Annotated in this window: 20 protein-coding genes; 4 read left to right on the top strand and 16 right to left on the bottom strand. The window is 44.3% G+C overall.

Features of this window, described 5'->3' with window-relative positions; translation table 11 throughout:
- The first annotated feature begins 120 nt into the window (after positions 1 to 120).
- Positions 121 to 471 carry a helix-turn-helix transcriptional regulator gene (locus tag E8Q33_RS15545; protein WP_211116073.1) on the top strand — a complete coding sequence of 117 codons (351 nt, stop codon included), beginning with the start codon at positions 121 to 123 and terminating at the stop codon, positions 469 to 471.
- 1 nt (position 472) lies between these two features.
- Positions 473 to 817 carry a hypothetical protein gene (locus E8Q33_RS15900; protein WP_247869899.1) on the top strand — a complete coding sequence of 115 codons (345 nt, stop codon included), beginning with the start codon at positions 473 to 475 and terminating at the stop codon, positions 815 to 817.
- Between the two features lie 82 nt (positions 818 to 899).
- On the opposite strand, the gene E8Q33_RS03420 is transcribed toward E8Q33_RS15900, so the two are convergent.
- The 4 genes from E8Q33_RS03420 to E8Q33_RS03405 form a co-directional block, all read right to left on the bottom strand.
- Positions 900 to 1,250: a VOC family protein gene (locus E8Q33_RS03420; RefSeq protein ID WP_136552788.1), complete on the bottom strand. Its 351-nt coding sequence runs from the start codon at positions 1,248 to 1,250 to the stop codon at positions 900 to 902.
- 49 nt (positions 1,251 to 1,299) lie between these two features.
- On the bottom strand, positions 1,300 to 1,800 hold the full coding sequence (locus E8Q33_RS03415) for a YqhA family protein (protein WP_211116071.1): 501 nt from the start codon (positions 1,798 to 1,800) through the stop codon (positions 1,300 to 1,302).
- Positions 1,801 to 1,889: 89 nt separating this feature from the next.
- Positions 1,890 to 2,315: a hypothetical protein gene (locus E8Q33_RS03410; RefSeq protein WP_136552784.1), complete on the bottom strand. Its 426-nt coding sequence runs from the start codon at positions 2,313 to 2,315 to the stop codon at positions 1,890 to 1,892.
- Positions 2,316 to 2,381: 66 nt separating this feature from the next.
- Complete coding sequence (locus E8Q33_RS03405; protein WP_136552782.1) at positions 2,382 to 3,164, bottom strand: hypothetical protein; 783 nt, start codon at positions 3,162 to 3,164, stop codon at positions 2,382 to 2,384.
- Between the two features lie 197 nt (positions 3,165 to 3,361).
- Here E8Q33_RS03405 and E8Q33_RS03400 point away from each other — a divergent pair, with 197 nt between their 5' ends.
- Positions 3,362 to 4,684: an MFS transporter gene (locus E8Q33_RS03400; protein ID WP_069297012.1), complete on the top strand. Its 1,323-nt coding sequence runs from the start codon at positions 3,362 to 3,364 to the stop codon at positions 4,682 to 4,684.
- 485 nt (positions 4,685 to 5,169) lie between these two features.
- On the opposite strand, the gene E8Q33_RS03395 is transcribed toward E8Q33_RS03400, so the two are convergent.
- The 8 genes from E8Q33_RS03395 to E8Q33_RS03360 all read right to left on the bottom strand — a co-directional run bounded on the left by E8Q33_RS03395 (position 5,170) and on the right by E8Q33_RS03360 (position 11,214).
- Complete coding sequence (locus E8Q33_RS03395; protein ID WP_136552780.1) at positions 5,170 to 5,559, bottom strand: DUF1987 domain-containing protein; 390 nt, start codon at positions 5,557 to 5,559, stop codon at positions 5,170 to 5,172.
- A gap of 20 nt (positions 5,560 to 5,579) precedes the next feature.
- Complete coding sequence (locus E8Q33_RS03390) at positions 5,580 to 6,149, bottom strand: SiaB family protein kinase (protein WP_211116070.1); 570 nt, start codon at positions 6,147 to 6,149, stop codon at positions 5,580 to 5,582.
- A 4-nt stretch (positions 6,150 to 6,153) separates the two neighbouring features.
- Positions 6,154 to 7,392 carry a SpoIIE family protein phosphatase gene (locus E8Q33_RS03385; protein WP_136552778.1) on the bottom strand — a complete coding sequence of 413 codons (1,239 nt, stop codon included), beginning with the start codon at positions 7,390 to 7,392 and terminating at the stop codon, positions 6,154 to 6,156.
- A gap of 102 nt (positions 7,393 to 7,494) precedes the next feature.
- A complete protein-coding gene (locus tag E8Q33_RS03380) occupies positions 7,495 to 8,301 on the bottom strand; it encodes a zinc-dependent peptidase (RefSeq protein ID WP_136552776.1) in 807 nt (268 codons plus the stop codon).
- Positions 8,302 to 8,576: 275 nt separating this feature from the next.
- The gene (locus E8Q33_RS03375) at positions 8,577 to 9,008 is read right to left on the bottom strand and encodes a hypothetical protein (protein ID WP_168800130.1); all 432 of its coding nucleotides are present in this window, start codon (positions 9,006 to 9,008) and stop codon (positions 8,577 to 8,579) included.
- Between the two features lies 1 nt (position 9,009).
- A complete protein-coding gene (locus E8Q33_RS03370; RefSeq protein WP_136552772.1) occupies positions 9,010 to 9,912 on the bottom strand; it encodes a lipid kinase in 903 nt (300 codons plus the stop codon).
- 219 nt (positions 9,913 to 10,131) lie between these two features.
- Positions 10,132 to 10,491 (bottom strand): DoxX family protein, encoded by a 360-nt coding sequence (locus E8Q33_RS03365; RefSeq protein WP_136552771.1) that lies wholly within the window; start codon positions 10,489 to 10,491, stop codon positions 10,132 to 10,134.
- A gap of 66 nt (positions 10,492 to 10,557) precedes the next feature.
- Positions 10,558 to 11,214, bottom strand: a complete 657-nt coding sequence (locus E8Q33_RS03360; protein WP_136552769.1) for a hemolysin III family protein — start codon at positions 11,212 to 11,214, stop codon at positions 10,558 to 10,560.
- Positions 11,215 to 11,526: 312 nt separating this feature from the next.
- On the opposite strand from E8Q33_RS03360, the gene E8Q33_RS03355 reads away from it, so the two are divergent.
- A complete protein-coding gene (locus E8Q33_RS03355) occupies positions 11,527 to 12,429 on the top strand; it encodes a PRC-barrel domain-containing protein (protein WP_168800129.1) in 903 nt (300 codons plus the stop codon).
- A gap of 214 nt (positions 12,430 to 12,643) precedes the next feature.
- On the opposite strand, the gene E8Q33_RS03350 is transcribed toward E8Q33_RS03355, so the two are convergent.
- From E8Q33_RS03350 to E8Q33_RS03335, 4 genes are all read right to left on the bottom strand, one after another.
- Positions 12,644 to 13,105, bottom strand: a complete 462-nt coding sequence (locus E8Q33_RS03350) for a GNAT family N-acetyltransferase (RefSeq protein WP_136552765.1) — start codon at positions 13,103 to 13,105, stop codon at positions 12,644 to 12,646.
- A gap of 1 nt (position 13,106) precedes the next feature.
- Entirely contained in the window at positions 13,107 to 13,793 is a 687-nt protein-coding gene (locus tag E8Q33_RS03345; RefSeq protein ID WP_136552763.1) for an MFS transporter permease, read from the bottom strand.
- Positions 13,790 to 14,722: an aldo/keto reductase gene (locus E8Q33_RS03340; protein ID WP_136552762.1), complete on the bottom strand. Its 933-nt coding sequence runs from the start codon at positions 14,720 to 14,722 to the stop codon at positions 13,790 to 13,792. Before E8Q33_RS03340 ends, E8Q33_RS03345 begins: the two co-directional genes overlap by 4 nt.
- Before the next feature lie 114 nt (positions 14,723 to 14,836).
- The gene (locus E8Q33_RS03335) at positions 14,837 to 15,319 is read right to left on the bottom strand and encodes a hypothetical protein (protein WP_136552760.1); all 483 of its coding nucleotides are present in this window, start codon (positions 15,317 to 15,319) and stop codon (positions 14,837 to 14,839) included.
- Between the last annotated feature and the right edge of the window lie 158 nt (positions 15,320 to 15,477).

Genomic DNA, 15,477 nt, shown 5'->3' with positions numbered 1-15,477 from the left:
GAACACCCAAGCTCTTGCTGACTATTCATTAAATCTCTAGTGAAAAAATCGCATTTAATCTTGTATCAGAAAAAGATTCGGACTACAGTTACGACATTACATCGAATATTGGAATATCAAGTGCAGTCATGTAGTGAAGAACATCATCAGCAGAATTGCGGCGGCTACGAACCAAGTATTGATCAACTAGAACGCAGTGCTGCCATGTTTAAGGCATTAGGTGATCCAGCGCGACTGACACTTTTGTATCGTTTACGGCAGGGCGAACTTTGCGTAGGCGATTTGGTAACCCCTGAAGACAAGTTATCTACCGTGTCAGCCCGTTTGCAAACATTACTGAATGCAAACCTGGTAACCCGTAGACGTGATGCTCGACATCTTTATTACCGACTAGCCGATCAACATGTTGTTGAAATGATAGAAAACGCCCTTGAGCATGCCAACGAAAGTAACTCAACCAAAGGAGAATGATATGAGCTGCGATACTCATCATGACCACACACACAAACACGGCCCCGACTGTGGCCATACGCAAATCGAACATGATGGCCACGTCGACTTTTTACACGATGGTCATTTGCACCACCCACATCAGTCGCATATTGACGAACACCAAATCGAAGTAACGGATAAAAACCCAGATGATTGCAATCACCATAATTGTGCCGGACACGATGCGGATCACGTTCATGGCCCTGATTGCGGACATGAAGCAGTTCCACACGGCGACCACACTGATTACCTGGTAGATGGACATTTGCACCATCCCCATGGCGATCACTGCGATAACCATGGCCCTGTTAAAGTGATTGGCTAAATCAAAATCACTTTCTGGTTCACCAATCAGCCCCTGTTGGCTCGTTCCCATGCTCCGCGTGGGAACGGGTCACACCAGATCTTTATTCCGACCAAACCGCATATTCATTGCCATTGGGATCAGTAAAATGAAACCGCCGACCACCGGGGAATGAGAAGATATTCTGGGTGATTTTACCGCCTGCGTTTTTGACTTTCTCGACCGTGTTTTCCAGCTCAGAACTATAAAGCACAACCAGTACACTTCCGTTAGCAGTTGTTGCCACCAAGTCAGATTTAAAAAATCCACCATCCAGCCCGGCATTCTCAATGGCAACATAATCAGGGCCATAATCCACAAACGACCAGCCAAATGCTTCACTGAAAAATTGCTTAGTCACGTCGAGATTTCGCGATGGCATTTCAAGGTAATTAATCTTTCCGGTTTGTTTCATGGTTCGGTTACTTTTGCCTTATGTGTGGTTCTGCAATTAGGTAAAAAAGCTATTTTTTATCGACCTCTATTTTCTTTCCCTGATTCATATTCATCAGATAAACAGACGCTGCCAAAGCCAGAACGGACAGGGCCAGATAAATTGCATCAAGTGGGGTGATGAATTGGATATCCACTACTGCTCTGAAAAACTCGATTATCACTGCCAGAATAACCACCCTGACAATTTTATCCTTCAACTCATCAAAGGTTTGGATATTAAATGGATGAGCGACGCCATTTTCCTCAGACTGATCAATCGGGGAAATAAACAGTCTGTATACACCTGCACCAAACATAAGCAGTACGACCGCTACCAGGTAAATATCAATGGCAAGGATGATATCGGTGACAATGAACTCGTGAATGTCCTGTTCACTCCGCCCCAAATAATAATTCACTGCGGAAAGTCCTACTTTTAATATATCCAGCGTCCCCACAACAAACAAAACCAATGATCCAATTAAGCTTGAAACCACTGCGATTAAGACTAAAAATCGTGATTTCCACAAAAATTGCTCGAAATAATATTCGATTTTTTCATTGATTACTTACTCTTAAAAAAATATTTAAAGATGCTGGCTTGAACAAAATAATGACCTTATTGCACTAGTTTTGCATTCTTTACCTCAATAAACCACTTCGGCTGCATGGCATCAAAGTCGGTTCTGATATTAGCTGGCAGATAGCTTGCTGAATCCAGTACAACAGCTTCACCATTTTCGCGTTTGAAAACCACCCAATGCCAGAAGTTTTTGCCCTCATCCTGATGATATTTAATAGCCAACAAGGCTAAATCCGGTAACGCTTCCCATGATTCAAAAGTAATTTCATCAGAAGAAGTTTCCACTCCTCCATTGACTAACATCTGTCTGACATATTGTGTGTCAGACCAAAGTGATTGATCTTCAGCATAAATCCCCATCGCGTTGGCGATAGACTTCATTTCTGAGTAAGTCTTGCCCAAGATATTGGCTACTGCCGCAATGCCACATCCTGTGGTTTCTTCCTGTATTACTGGTTTCAAAAATGACTATTCCTTACACTGGATAACGATATGATTTTAGTATCTTTAAAATACTCTATGCGATTTTCACATCACCTCTACATTATCTGATTCAGCCTTAGCAGCGTCTTTATTGCCATAGGCTCCTTGAACCATTAACAGCTCGATCAAACTCGTCGGATTGGAGCCATTTCCTTCAGCCTGATGAGTAATGTAATTGAAATCAAGATCAATCCATTGCTGAAGCTGAGACTCATAGTCCTCTGGATATTGTGATTGCTCAATCGCCGGGAGCTCTTTGTAGTGGTTAAGCACCTCGGTAAAGAAGTTAGTGAGCTTGCCGGTGCGGTTATATTCGTCCGTTGCCTGGGCCACGACCTTTCTTCGCCAGACCTGTTCCTGATCATAGGATTCCAACCATGCAGCACGCCGTTCATTGATGGTGAAACTGCCACTTTCATCGTAAGCAATCAGGGATAATTGATCTCGTGACATGCCCTTGAAGGGATTACTCCCCATGCCATTGACGAAATCGGTAGCTTGTTTAGCGCGTGCCAGCAACTCTGGGTCGTCGGTGTTGGGAACCTCATTGTCGTGCTGGAGCTTATTATTATCGTAGCTATTGCCAATGAGCTGATCGATCAGAGTTTTGGCTTTGTGAGCAAGTTCATTGCGACTGAGGCTGGCGTCTCGTGTTTCGGCAAGATTTGCCGCTTCACTCAACTGACGTGCCAGATTAGAAACAATGGTGGTAGTTGTACTAGAGGGCGTTGTTGTGCTGGTCGTGTCTGTAACAGCTTGATACTGGTTTATCGTAGTAGTGGCAAGCCGACTATTGTAAAGCGTTGTGTTATTAGTAATGTCAATCATGACTGTCCTCGTCGTGTATATCCATTTCGCCTCCAGGAAATGTCATAGACCCGAAGCAATAATTGGCAAAGAATCAACTTCAAATACGGTCAAAGCAATTTCTATACCTATCAACAAATAAACATTGAACTTGTATGTAAACCGCTACTCGTCACTTTGATGATATAGTCGGCATTTTTCCAACACACGAAATGACGATGAGCCAACCACGCGCTGACAAAAAGGAAATTTTCGGCTGGGCAATGTTCGATTTTGCCAATCAGGCCTACACATTGCTGATTATTACCGTGGTGTTTGGCGATTTATTTACCCGGGTGATTGTTGGTGATGCCGAAAATGCCTATCGGCTGGGCAATCTGTTGTGGAGCTTGTCACTGGCAGCCGGTTATTTATTGGTGGTCTTAACGGCACCCTTTTTCGGTGCGGTGATGGATCTGACCGCTCGGCGCAAACAGTTTTTGTTCATCAGTTATTTAGTGACAGTATTCGCTACGGCGCTGCTGTATTTTGTGGCGCCCGGCTACATTCTGCTCGGCATGTTGCTGATAGTAATTTCCAACTATGCCTATTCCATTGGTGAGTCGTTTATTGCCAGCTTTTTACCAGATCTGGGACCGCCAGAAGATCTTGGCAAAATCTCCGGTTTTGGCTGGGCACTGGGCTATGTCGGTGGCTTAGTAGCAACTGGTTTGGCTTTATTGTTTCTCGGTGAAGTCAGCCTGGAAAATTTTGAAAATGTGCGTTGGGTTGGACCATTTGCAGCGGGATTTTTCCTGCTGGCTGCCATTCCGACTTTTTTGTTGCTTAAAGAACGTGGCAAAGCCAGTCACATCAGTGGTATCAGTATTTGGCAGCAGGGTTGGCAACGGCTGGAAGGCAGCCTGAAACATCTTCGCGGGTATGAGGATTTAAGTATCTTTCTGCTGTCGGCATTGTTTGCCATGTCGGGTATTTACATCATTATCGCTTTCACATTTATCTACGGTGCACAGGTGGTGCAATGGGATGAAAAAATGCGGGTGCTGACTTTTATCACCGTGCAGGTCACGGCAACCTTGGGAGCAATATTTTTTGGCTGGGCCGAAGATCGTCGCGGCAGTCAGTTTACCTATCAATTTACCCTGCTGTTCTGGATTGGCGCAGTGTTATTGATCTGGCAAACACCCAATATTACTGATGCAATTAACTCACTCGGTTATCAAGCTGAACGGCAGGATATCTTTCTGGTGGTCGCAGTGGCGGCTGGTTTATGTCTCGGTGCCACGCAATCTGCCAGTCGCGCCATTGTCGGCAAATTAACCCCATTGCCAAGAGCAGCTGAGTTTTTTGGCTTCTGGGGTTTATCACACAAACTGGCAGCCATCATTGGTTTGGTTGGTGTGGGCTTAATGCAGGCACTGGTCGGTTTGCAAAATGCGATTTTGCTGTGTGCCGTGTTTTTTGCTCTGGCATTTATTGTCTGCCTAAAAGTGAACTTATCGCGAGGTCAAATCAAGGCAGGACAATATCCGAAAGACTGATACCTCAACAATTAACAAACGGCATCTAAGGCTTGTTGGTCTCTTTGCTGACATCCCCATATAAAGCACAAGACCAAGATAAGCCCATCAACAGCTTTACCCGCTCCAGCCAACGGCACAATCACTAAAACTTAAGAAACAACCAAAATTAAGTCAAGCGAACGATCGGCATAGCGATTGCCCAGACAGTTATCAACACAAAACCCACCCCATACAACACCAGCATTGCCGTGACAAAAGCTGTCGATGCAATTGTTTTATCCTAGGTAAACACCATAAACATAGATGTCACAGGCCGAATTAGTGAGGTCCGTGCCGGCCATGCCGATGCGACTATTCGTTTTGGATAACTGCCTGATAGTGGCCTGCATGCCCGTCGTATCGGGGAAACAGGTCGAGTGATGATTGCTTCGCCAGATTATTTAGCCAGAGCAGGTATTCCACAAATACATGCCGATTTAAAAAAGCCCATTACACAACACGAATTACGCCGTTTCTATAGGGTAACTGTGATAATCCAGTGATCTGAAATCCTCTTTGAGGTCTTCACCAAACTCCAGAATGGTTTCATCTTCATCATCGTAGTACCAATTCAACGTGATGTGATTATTGTCTGAAGCCGCTTTGTTCAATGCATCAAAAAAATTGAAAAGATATTTCGTGCTGGAGCTGTTGAAATAACCCAGTGAAATATTAACCTCTATCATTTTGTTACTGCACTTTTGCAGGTATGCCATTGTTGCTTCAATTATTGGCTGATAGAAAACGCTGGCATTTTCCGGATAAGACTCACCACGCATTGAAAGCCTGTTTTGGTCAAACTGAAGAGAAACTTCTGGAGTGGTAGGTGATGCCGAAATGTAAAGATTGTCCATTTTCCATCCTTAATACGTAATTAAATGCTGGTTTGTATGCAAAAAAAAGTGATCTCCGGATTCTCAGGATCAACAATGAATTCAAAATTCAGTGGCGCGCTGGCGTCTCTTGCAATGGTAAGAAAACCTAGCCCTGCACCTTTGCTTTGATTGGACGTTTCTTCACGAAGGGCTTGCTTATAGGCGAGTTTTATTTGCTCGAGTGACATACTGCGAAGTGGTTCAATACGCGAGCGAATTGTTTCCACATCAGATGAAGCAACGGGATTGGATGAAAGCAGAAAATAGTGGTCGTCATGGTACCCAATACAGACTGAACCTCGGCGTATTTCATCACTTAGCTGACTTGGTGGGGTCAAACTTTCGGCTGAGTAATGGATAATATTTTGCGACAACTCCACAAACGACGAGAAAAGTTTCCGTCGGGTTGGCCCAGCAGCACCAGAAGACTCGAGCCTGGCACGAACGGTTTCGGCCATAGCGGTTACAACATGCTGTGAAAAATATCCCACATAGCAAAACAGAATATTTCCCCGGCGGGCCATGTCACTAAATTGAATCAGGTCGGCATGATACATAGTCATATTCATATTATTAATGGCTTCGAAAACAGAAAAAGGTTAAGTCATCACGACGGGGCTCACTGCCTTGCCAACTATTGAACTGTGCTAGCAGTGATTGGCAAATTTCTTTTGTTGTTTGTTGCTTGCAGAGATGCAAGGTATCTCGAATATGACGTTTGCCAAAAGCGATTTTTTTAGCATCACCGATTTGGTCAATCAAACCATCCGTGGTGATAAAAAATAATGTGTCGTCAGGTGTTTTCAGCTCGCTGTTCTTCCACTGAAAATCTTCAGGTGAATCAATATAGCCCACGCCCATCCTTACACCATCCAGAGTTTGAACCTGATCCTCGTCCGGCGTGATATAGAAAAGCGAGGTTTTTGCACCAGCGTATGTCAGCGTTTTACTATCACTATTGAACCAGATAAAACCAGCATCAAGCCCCTCATCTGATTCTGGGCGCGTGGCAGCATCAGGAAATTGCCCCAACAGACTTTTAATACTTCCATTCACGCAAGCTAACAATTGTGCTGGATTTTCTGGCCCGTAAATTTCTAAGGCCTGCGTCAGGCAAGATGATGCAATCATTGTCATAAAGGCGCCGGGCACACCATGGCCCGTACAATCTGCAATCGCCGCAAACCACCCATTGTTATAACGGCAAAAGTGATAAAAATCGCCTCCGACCACATCTCGTGGCTCCCAAATCATATAGGCATCACGAAATGCTTCCTCAAGGACGCTTTGCGATTGGCGCAACATGGCACGTTGAATAACGCTAGCGTAATCAATGCTGTGAAGGATCTGACGATTTTTCTCTGCCTGGATATCAGCAACCTGGCTCATCAGATCCATCCCTCTCCCCATACCCAGATAGTCACCGTGTTCATTGGTGATGATAAAGCCATCGGCAAATGCCTTTTCACCTGAAGCGACAGCCCTAAATGTTAATTCTTCAATAGACATGGCTTCATCGGCTTGCAACGGTTCCTTATCCATAAAAGCAATGCAGCTTTTCTTACCATAGATTTCGCGGTGAAAAGGCTTGGAAACATGTGACATAAAAATATTACGATTAATCAGCCCAATCGCCCGACCTGCCTCTACAACCGGCAAACTGATCAACGACTTGTTCTGAGCAAAAGTGTTTTGCACATCTTGATTACATGTTTCAGGAGTTACTTTTAGAGAGTGAGACAGAAGATCTCCAGCACATGCTTGGCGAGTACGAGGCAATTGTGTACGGGTTGCGTCAAAGACGGCGTTCATGGGGCTTCCTGAAATTGCGATAACAACTTAAAGACTAAGTTGCTTCAATGACGAGAAGATTACAGAGGGAAAACTCTATGCTCGAATCAAGTTGGGTGGACTTCAATTATTCCCGGCAAGCTGCATTTTGGAAGCTGCCACCGGTAATGGCTGCTGGCGATAAAACTGGCATAACAAACCATATACCTTTGGCATATCTTGTTTCATGGTTTCAGGAGTTTCGAAAAACGTTTCACTGCACACAGCAAAGAACTCTGCCGGACTGGTTAACGCATAATCATCAAGCGGTAACGACCGATGATGTTGCAAGTCATTTTCCAATCGATCCCACGCTGCTGAAAAGATATCGTGCCATTCGCCGGGACGCATATCGGGATGCATCGGTGGCGCACCATTGGCACCATCACGCAACATATCGAGCTTATGTGCTAACTCATGAATCACCACGTTACTGGCTTTGCCATGATGCGTCTTTGCACCGCTTTGGCAAATCGCCTGCCAAGATAAAATCACTGGACCTTGTTCCCATGCTTCGCCGCTGAGCCCCGGACTCTTGGCATGAACAACACCATCTTCAGTGCGATAAGGGCGGTTCGGTACAAAATCCCCTTCGTAAAGAATGATCGTTTGCCAATGGTCATACCAACCCAAGCCAAGATGCAGAATTGGGACACAGGCCATAGTGGCAATCTTCAAACACATTGCATCGGTGAATTGAAACTCGGCACCAGAGAGGAATGTTTTACGAGCGAGAAAATGAAAGCTCATCTCACGCAGAGCATCACGCTCTTCGCCTTGATAACGCTGCATCACCGGCCAATCAGCAATGGCAGACTCCCATTGCTCGGTGGTGAAAGCCAGTTTTTTAATGCGCCGATCTTCCCGCCATTTACGCAATCGCTTAAACACGTTTATGCTTCTCCACTAAAAATTATCAGATTTACAAAGCATAAATTTGATGAACCAGTGTTGAGTTTATTTAAGACCAAGAATATCTGCGATCTTTAAAAAGCCGTGATAAAACGTAAAGGCAATAAAAGATAGTGCTCCTATTACAATGGAGAAAATCATTACGCTGTGTAACTTGTCTTTCAATTTTTTACCTTCCATAACTTCTTTAATTATTTAAACATATCAACGGTTTAGGTGGTTAGACGATAACTAGATCTGAATTCTGACACCCTTTAATCGGATATGCGTTTTTTTGTATGAGCGAGGTGGTCATAAAGAGAATCAAGGAGTTTTCTAAATTCTGTCGATTGATCACCTAATGCCGTTTTGTTGATAACGTCAGCCAAAACTTCATCTTTTTTTAAACATTTTTCTAAAATAGCATGTGTTGAATCAGTAGAAAGCCACTTGGTCATCTTGCCGCCCAGCTCATCGATCCATTCTTTATCGGAATCTGGGGCCTCTGGAAGTTCGCCCAATTCTTTAACAACCTTGCGAAACGGTTCGATATAGGCCTCCCGTTCATTAGCAATTTCAAACAGTTGGTGATTAACGTTTTCTTGCGTTAATAACTCACCCATTGCCCGGTAAAAGTCGGCTGTTTCGATGATTAATTTTAAAATATCCAGAGCTTCAGCTTGCTCATCAGTGCGTATTATCGACATATCAAACTGTTCCTGAGGTTGATGTTGGCATGTCACCAACAATGGCTTCGATAGCATTAGGGATGACTTCAAATTCGGCGGGCGTTGTGGTTTTAAATTCACCATCAGCTTCTAATTGTTTTGGTTTAGACGTCTGAATACTGAATTTGTCAGATGATTTACGAACAATGCGGTCAGTCTTATCCAAAGCGCCTTTACGTAAACTCGGTCCGAGCAACAAAAGTTGCCACCATGGTTGCGGCTTGATAAAAAACAAATTTAGCTCACCCTCAAGCAACGTGGATCGCTGATCAACGATATTCCCACCACCATAAAACCGACCATTACCTATCGCCAGATGAATCACCTTGGTGGAGACGTGCCAGTCATCTGTTTTTATGTGTACTTTAAAGCTTTTATTCTGTTTTATCGCTCTTAAAAATGCGCCAAGATACGCAAACACACCAAAGAACTTTTTGCTATCCGAAGACAGTTCACGTGTCACATCAACACCCAAACCTACGTGCGCCACATTAATAAAAAAGTGTTTATTATTGACCTTACCTAAACTGAGTTGTTCACGCCGACCATCAACGATGACCTGTGCAGCCTCTAACAGATTGGCTGGAACACCAATCGAGCGTGCAAGATCATTAGCCGTTCCCATAGGGAAAATTGCTAATGTGCGCTGACAGGTATGTAAGGCCTCCAAAGCTGAACTGATGGTTCCGTCACCACCACCGATAATCACGATTCCGTCTTTTCGTTCGTAATCTTCAATCAACGAAACCAAATGCGCTTCGCTTTCAGAATCACAAACGGATATCTCCATGCCTGAAGCTTCCAGCAATCGCACCGCATCTTCAAATGCCTCTGCTTGCCCATTTCGGCTGTTCGGATTAATGATTAACAATGCGTGCTGCAAGTATTTATTCCCTTGTGAAGATAGCTTTACTCAAGAACATTATGGGACGCTTTCAGAAAACTATAAGTACTTAATGCAAGCAAGTCGTTAACACTAATCAAGATACCTCGTGTAGTTCAGGTAGTCGTAAAATCAAGTTGGCTGGTCAATGACTCTCATATGCCGTGTTAGCAATTAAATGGCGGGACTGTGACATCCATATCACACGTAAAACTGAACTTACTTGATTAAAAATGCCAGTGAGACCATATTCCGCCATTGCCAGGCAATCCAGCCTGCAAACAGCATGAGGACTAATGCCACTCCCATCATGCCCCATTCGGCATGCAAAACATGCGTCACGATCGGCCCAATCATAAACAAGCTCAACCCCGCGGCTGCAATTGCTCGTAATGGTTTGATCAGCAATACCACAGCCCCTGATACTTCAATAAAACCGACCAGATACATAAACCACAGCGGATACCCCCAACGTTCAAAAGCCTGCAGCTCAAAATCTAAACTCGCCAACTTTGCAGCACCAGACATGAAAAAAATGATCGTTAGAATCACACTACCGTATTTAGAAAATGCATTCATGATAAAACTCCTCGAACAGGTTATAGCTCAAAGACGAATGCAATCGCTAAGTGTTACAAAAAGTGATTAAGCGGCATACCAAAACACGGCAAAAAAATGACAAGTCGTGCCACCAAGCACAAATAAATGCCAGATAAAGTGACCATATTGCAGCTTGTGATCAGTGGCGAAAAACGCCACACCAACGGTATAAGACAAGCCACCGGCGACTAACCATAACAATCCCGCCGTGGGTAAATTTTCCATTAATGGTTTGATAGCAATTACGATCAGCCATCCCATCAATAAATAAAGCACTGTTGAGAGTACAAGATGATGCTGTTTTTGAAATATTTTTAGTGAAATACCAAAAACTGCCAGCCCCCAAACGATGCCAAACAGTGTCCAGCCCCAGACGCCTTTCAAAACCCCAAAGGTAAATGGCGTATAAGTCCCAGCGATTAACAGATAGATTGCAGAGTGTTCAATACGCCGAAAAACCCGCTTTGCTTTGCCCGCGGGTAATGCGTGATACAGCGTTGAGCCCAGATAAAGAATGATCATCGACGCACAAAATATGCTGACCCCGATCAAAAAGGCCGTCTCGCCATAACGTACTGCTTGTGCAATTAAAAAAGGCGTTCCAATCAATGCACCGATAAGTCCTAATCCATGACTAATGGCATTGGCAGTTTCTTCCCCGCCCGTTTGTTCTCGTTTATACGTGTTAAGAGTGTGTTGCATACGCCCTCCTCACGATATTTAACCTGACAATTTTTTTTCATTATGTGCTTTTAACATTACATGATTATTTTTCGCTGATTAGTCACAACAAAACCGCTTTTTTCAAAACGCTGTGTTTATACAAAATCGATCCATGCTAACTATGCAATCTCAGAAGAGTTTAAAACTTGTCCTAACAATTCTTAGTACGACAACGCACAGACACTGTTCTGGATGAGGCGAATACTGAACTTTCGCTATGGTAACTCTGATGCTAATCCGCCGGATTGGGATGAAGATATAAAAACCCATAGTGCGATTAGGAGTACTTTTATGAATTCTATTTTTCGCAAAACATTAATAGCCAGCGCCCTTACCGCCATGTTCAGCACCATGGCCATTGCAGCCGATGATTATTCGAAAACAATCGATGGCTCAGAATCTAATACTCAGGGTGAAATGCAGCAGAATAAATCAACAAATAAGCAGCTAACAACGCCAAATCACGAAGATGAGTTTAATCAAACCATTGATGCTGATGTACCTAAAGCAGGTAATAAAGTGGATCAAGAGATGCAAAACTCTACTGACCGCCCAAATGCCGGTGAGGCAGATTTCAACGAAACGATTGATGCCGATGCGCCTGGAACAGGCAATAAAGCCGACCCAAAGATGCAAAAATCAACCGATAAACCAAATGCCGGTGGTCAATCAAATACCGAGTCAGACCGTCCGTTAACCAAACATCAAAGTAACGTGACTGAGGAAGAAGAAGAGGAAGAAGAACTCGGCAATACTCAAATGGACAAAAGCAGTGACGTTGAAATGAAAGGCCAAATGGATAGAAACAATGATGTTCAGATGGATACGCAACCTCATGGCCCAACCGGTGCAGGCACTCCAGCAAACAGAGGCGGACTATATGATATGTCAGCCGATGATCTGAATGGCATGGACGTCATCACCAGTGACGGAGAAAGTGTCGGTGATGTTCAAAAAATTGTGATCAGCCCAAATAACCAAGACATTCATGCCGTAGTTTCTGTAGGCGGCTTACTTGGTATAGGTGCCAAAACCATCCTGATACCGCTTGACAGTATCACGCTTAAAGACGACGACCTACATGTCAGAGCAACTCAAGCAGAGCTTGAAGCAATGACAGATTATGGTTCAGAGGATTTTGTTGAACTAGAAGGTGATGCCGCGGTAAGCACAGCATTGCGCGCTAAAAACTAATCGGTAATCAGGTTGGCTTTTTTTGTCCTCTAGCCAATTGATAATCATAATTCGCCCGGTGGGACTTTTGTCTCATCGGGTGTTTTTTTGAATAACTAATAAGAGCTGAATCAAGTTTACTGCCAACTTTATTAATGAGTGTGAACAAATTTTTTAAACATATTTCCTAGCCTGCGTCTGACCTATGTGCCGACTTTACTTCTGCATATCAAGCTCAGGCACTCATGTTTTCATGCTTAATCATATCTATATGAGAAATGCCATCTTCATCATACGGTTCCCCGAAAGAATAAAAGCCCAGTGACTCATAGAACTTTTGCAGATAAACCTGTGCTGAGATTTTGATGTCATTCTCTGGGTATTTTTGTTCTGTGAATTTAATGGCCTCTTCCATCAGGGCACGGCCAATCTTTTGACCCCGGAAATTTTTGAGGGTCATGACTCGGCCAATCGAAGGTTGGTTGTTTTTCATTCCCGGATCAACCACTCTAGCGTACGCGGCCAGTTCGCCATTTACCAAGGCAGATAGATGCCAGGCGTGGGGATCCAAATCATCTGTTTCCTGATAAGGGCAGTTCTGTTCAACAACAAATACGGATTCGCGGGCCTTGATGATCTCGTAAAGCTCGAGTGCTGTAAAAGACTCTAATCGAGACCATTTAAACTCAAGCTTCATATTATTTTTGTTCCTGCTTGAACGACTTATATTCAACACTCTTCCAAGCCAATCCGAGTAATGCTATTGCCAATACGGCGAACACAACCATGGCTGCAGTTGTGCCCAGCACCCACAGGGTTAAGCCCGAGATCAGCAGCCAGAGTGCTGGAATAATAGCCATAAGCCACAAACCCCAGCCTCTGAACATTATCAAACTCAGCCCCAGTGTGGTCATGGCAGTGGGATCAGCATGGATACCAAAGACTTCGGACTGATGCCAGGAGCCACCGGTGAGTGGCGCGATAAACGGCAAACCAATTAATCCTACAAGTGCGATGACAATACCAATAACAACAGATGGTCTTTTGTGTATCACGTTGTCGAGGCCAACCCCAGCCATTGATATCAATAGCAACAATATTGCTTGAGCAAGAAAGAAGTAACCAATATAGCCACCCGCCCAGTTCAGTTCAGCATACCGCTGGATAAAAAAGGCCAAGCCCACAAAAGCCCAGACAGGGGCGATCACAAGACAGGTAAGGCGACTGTGGGGTTTGAGTGCCAGCCAAACGGCTGCCAATCCTAAGGCCAGAGTCAACAGATGCAGCGGCCAGAAGTTTTCACTCATGCGTTCAAGCAGACGGAAATAGATATCAGCAGTAAAGGGAATAAAATCCTGCAGCGCGTAGCTGGACCAGCCGTTCATAGCGACTCGAAATATTTTGCCATCTTTTGTCTGGTACTTTCTGAAGGCATGGGGTTCATTCCAGCACGCATATTTTCACGCAAATGTTCGACTTGAGAAGTGGCAGGAATAGCACAGGTAATGGCCGGATGACTGACGATAAATTTCAACAAAAACTCTGACCAGGTCGTGCAACCGCATTCTGCTTCTGCCCACTCTGGTAATGGCGAGTCACGACGTTTCAATGCTTGGATCAAACTACCGCCATCAAATGGCCGATTGGCAATGACTGCAATACCCTTTTCCTCTGCTAGTGGCAGCAGTCGGTTTTCCACCTGACGCTGAGCAATATTGTAAGTCAGCTGAACGAAGTCGATATCCTCAGAAGCCATTATCTTTTCGAACTCTTGGTGACGACGACCATGTGAGGTGGTAATGCCAATATAGTTGATTTTGCCCTCGGCTTTCATCTCTTGTAATGCCGCTAGATGCTCGCGCCAATCTGTCAAATTGTGTACCTGCACTAAATCGAAATGCTCGACATTCCATCGAGATTGAAGATCGGCCACCTGTTCACGTGCTGAACCACCAGCGGGGCTCCAGACTTTTTCTGCTGAAAACAGGCTGTCGGGAATACCCAGCTTTTGCAATGCATAGCCCATTACATCCGGTGCAGAACCATACATTGGCGAGGAATCAATCATGCCACCGCCAAGTTCGAAAAATGTCCTTACCACTTCGGTTCGGGCATCAAGCAACTTTGAATCAGTGCCGACATTGAAGGTACGCCATGTTCCCAAGCCAATGACAGGCAGCTTTTTATCACCTGAATAAGATTTCTGAAGCAGTTCATTGCTTGCTGCAAAGATCGGCATGGATGGCAACAAAGTCGCGGCCAGGCTGGCACCGATCAGCTTGAGACTCTGTCTGCGAGTGAAGCGGTTGTTCATGGTCAGCGCTCCTTGGGATGGTTTTACAACGGCACCGTACCAATATCTACATGTAGGTGCTTAAGATTTAATCAAACCATACCAGCACAGACACTGCGCTGACAATTAAGGGAACTAATATGTTACAGACTCTACGGGTAGTTCGATGTGTGGTGCTGTCTCAGGCTCGGTCGCAAAAACTATTGATTCCAGTATCAAACTCAGTGACGCCTGCATTGGAACGCCTGATGCTAAAAAGATTGAACACATCTGCTCAGTTGTAAGAGGGTTAAAACCGATTCGTAGTTGACGTGCATCATCAATAGGCAGTACTTGCTCCTCATGCAACAAGGTGCGAGCACGAAATAAAAGGTTCAAATCGTTACTAAGGATCAGTAAATGAATTTTTGATTGGAGCGGTCTCTGTCTAGTCAATTCCGCCCTATCTACTCTAGTAGGTATTTTTTGCCAAATGGAGCTTTCAATAAGCCATGGCCAAATCACTAAGGCTTTCTCTTGAAGAATACTTTGTTGAAGAGTGATAACTAAAGAGGCATCAACTTCTAGCTTTTTGTTTAGATGATGTTGTAAGACCAGCAGATCAGAATCGATGCTCATAATGTTTCAGCCTGTGAGTAAAAGATCATGTGAATGAGTTAAACCATTATTTTGCCGAGTTTTTGACGGACGATTTAGTGGCTCACAATAATATTCACAGACTTTACTCCTGCTCATCTCGCTGCGGCAAGCGTTGGGGATATGCTTGCCGAGCGAGA

The sequence above is a fragment of the Methylophaga sp. SB9B genome (assembly GCF_004832235.1).
GTDB lineage: Bacteria > Pseudomonadota > Gammaproteobacteria > Nitrosococcales > Methylophagaceae > Methylophaga > Methylophaga muralis.
The sequence above is the reverse complement of the archived record's forward strand: the minus strand, read 5'-3'. Positions and strand labels throughout refer to the sequence as shown.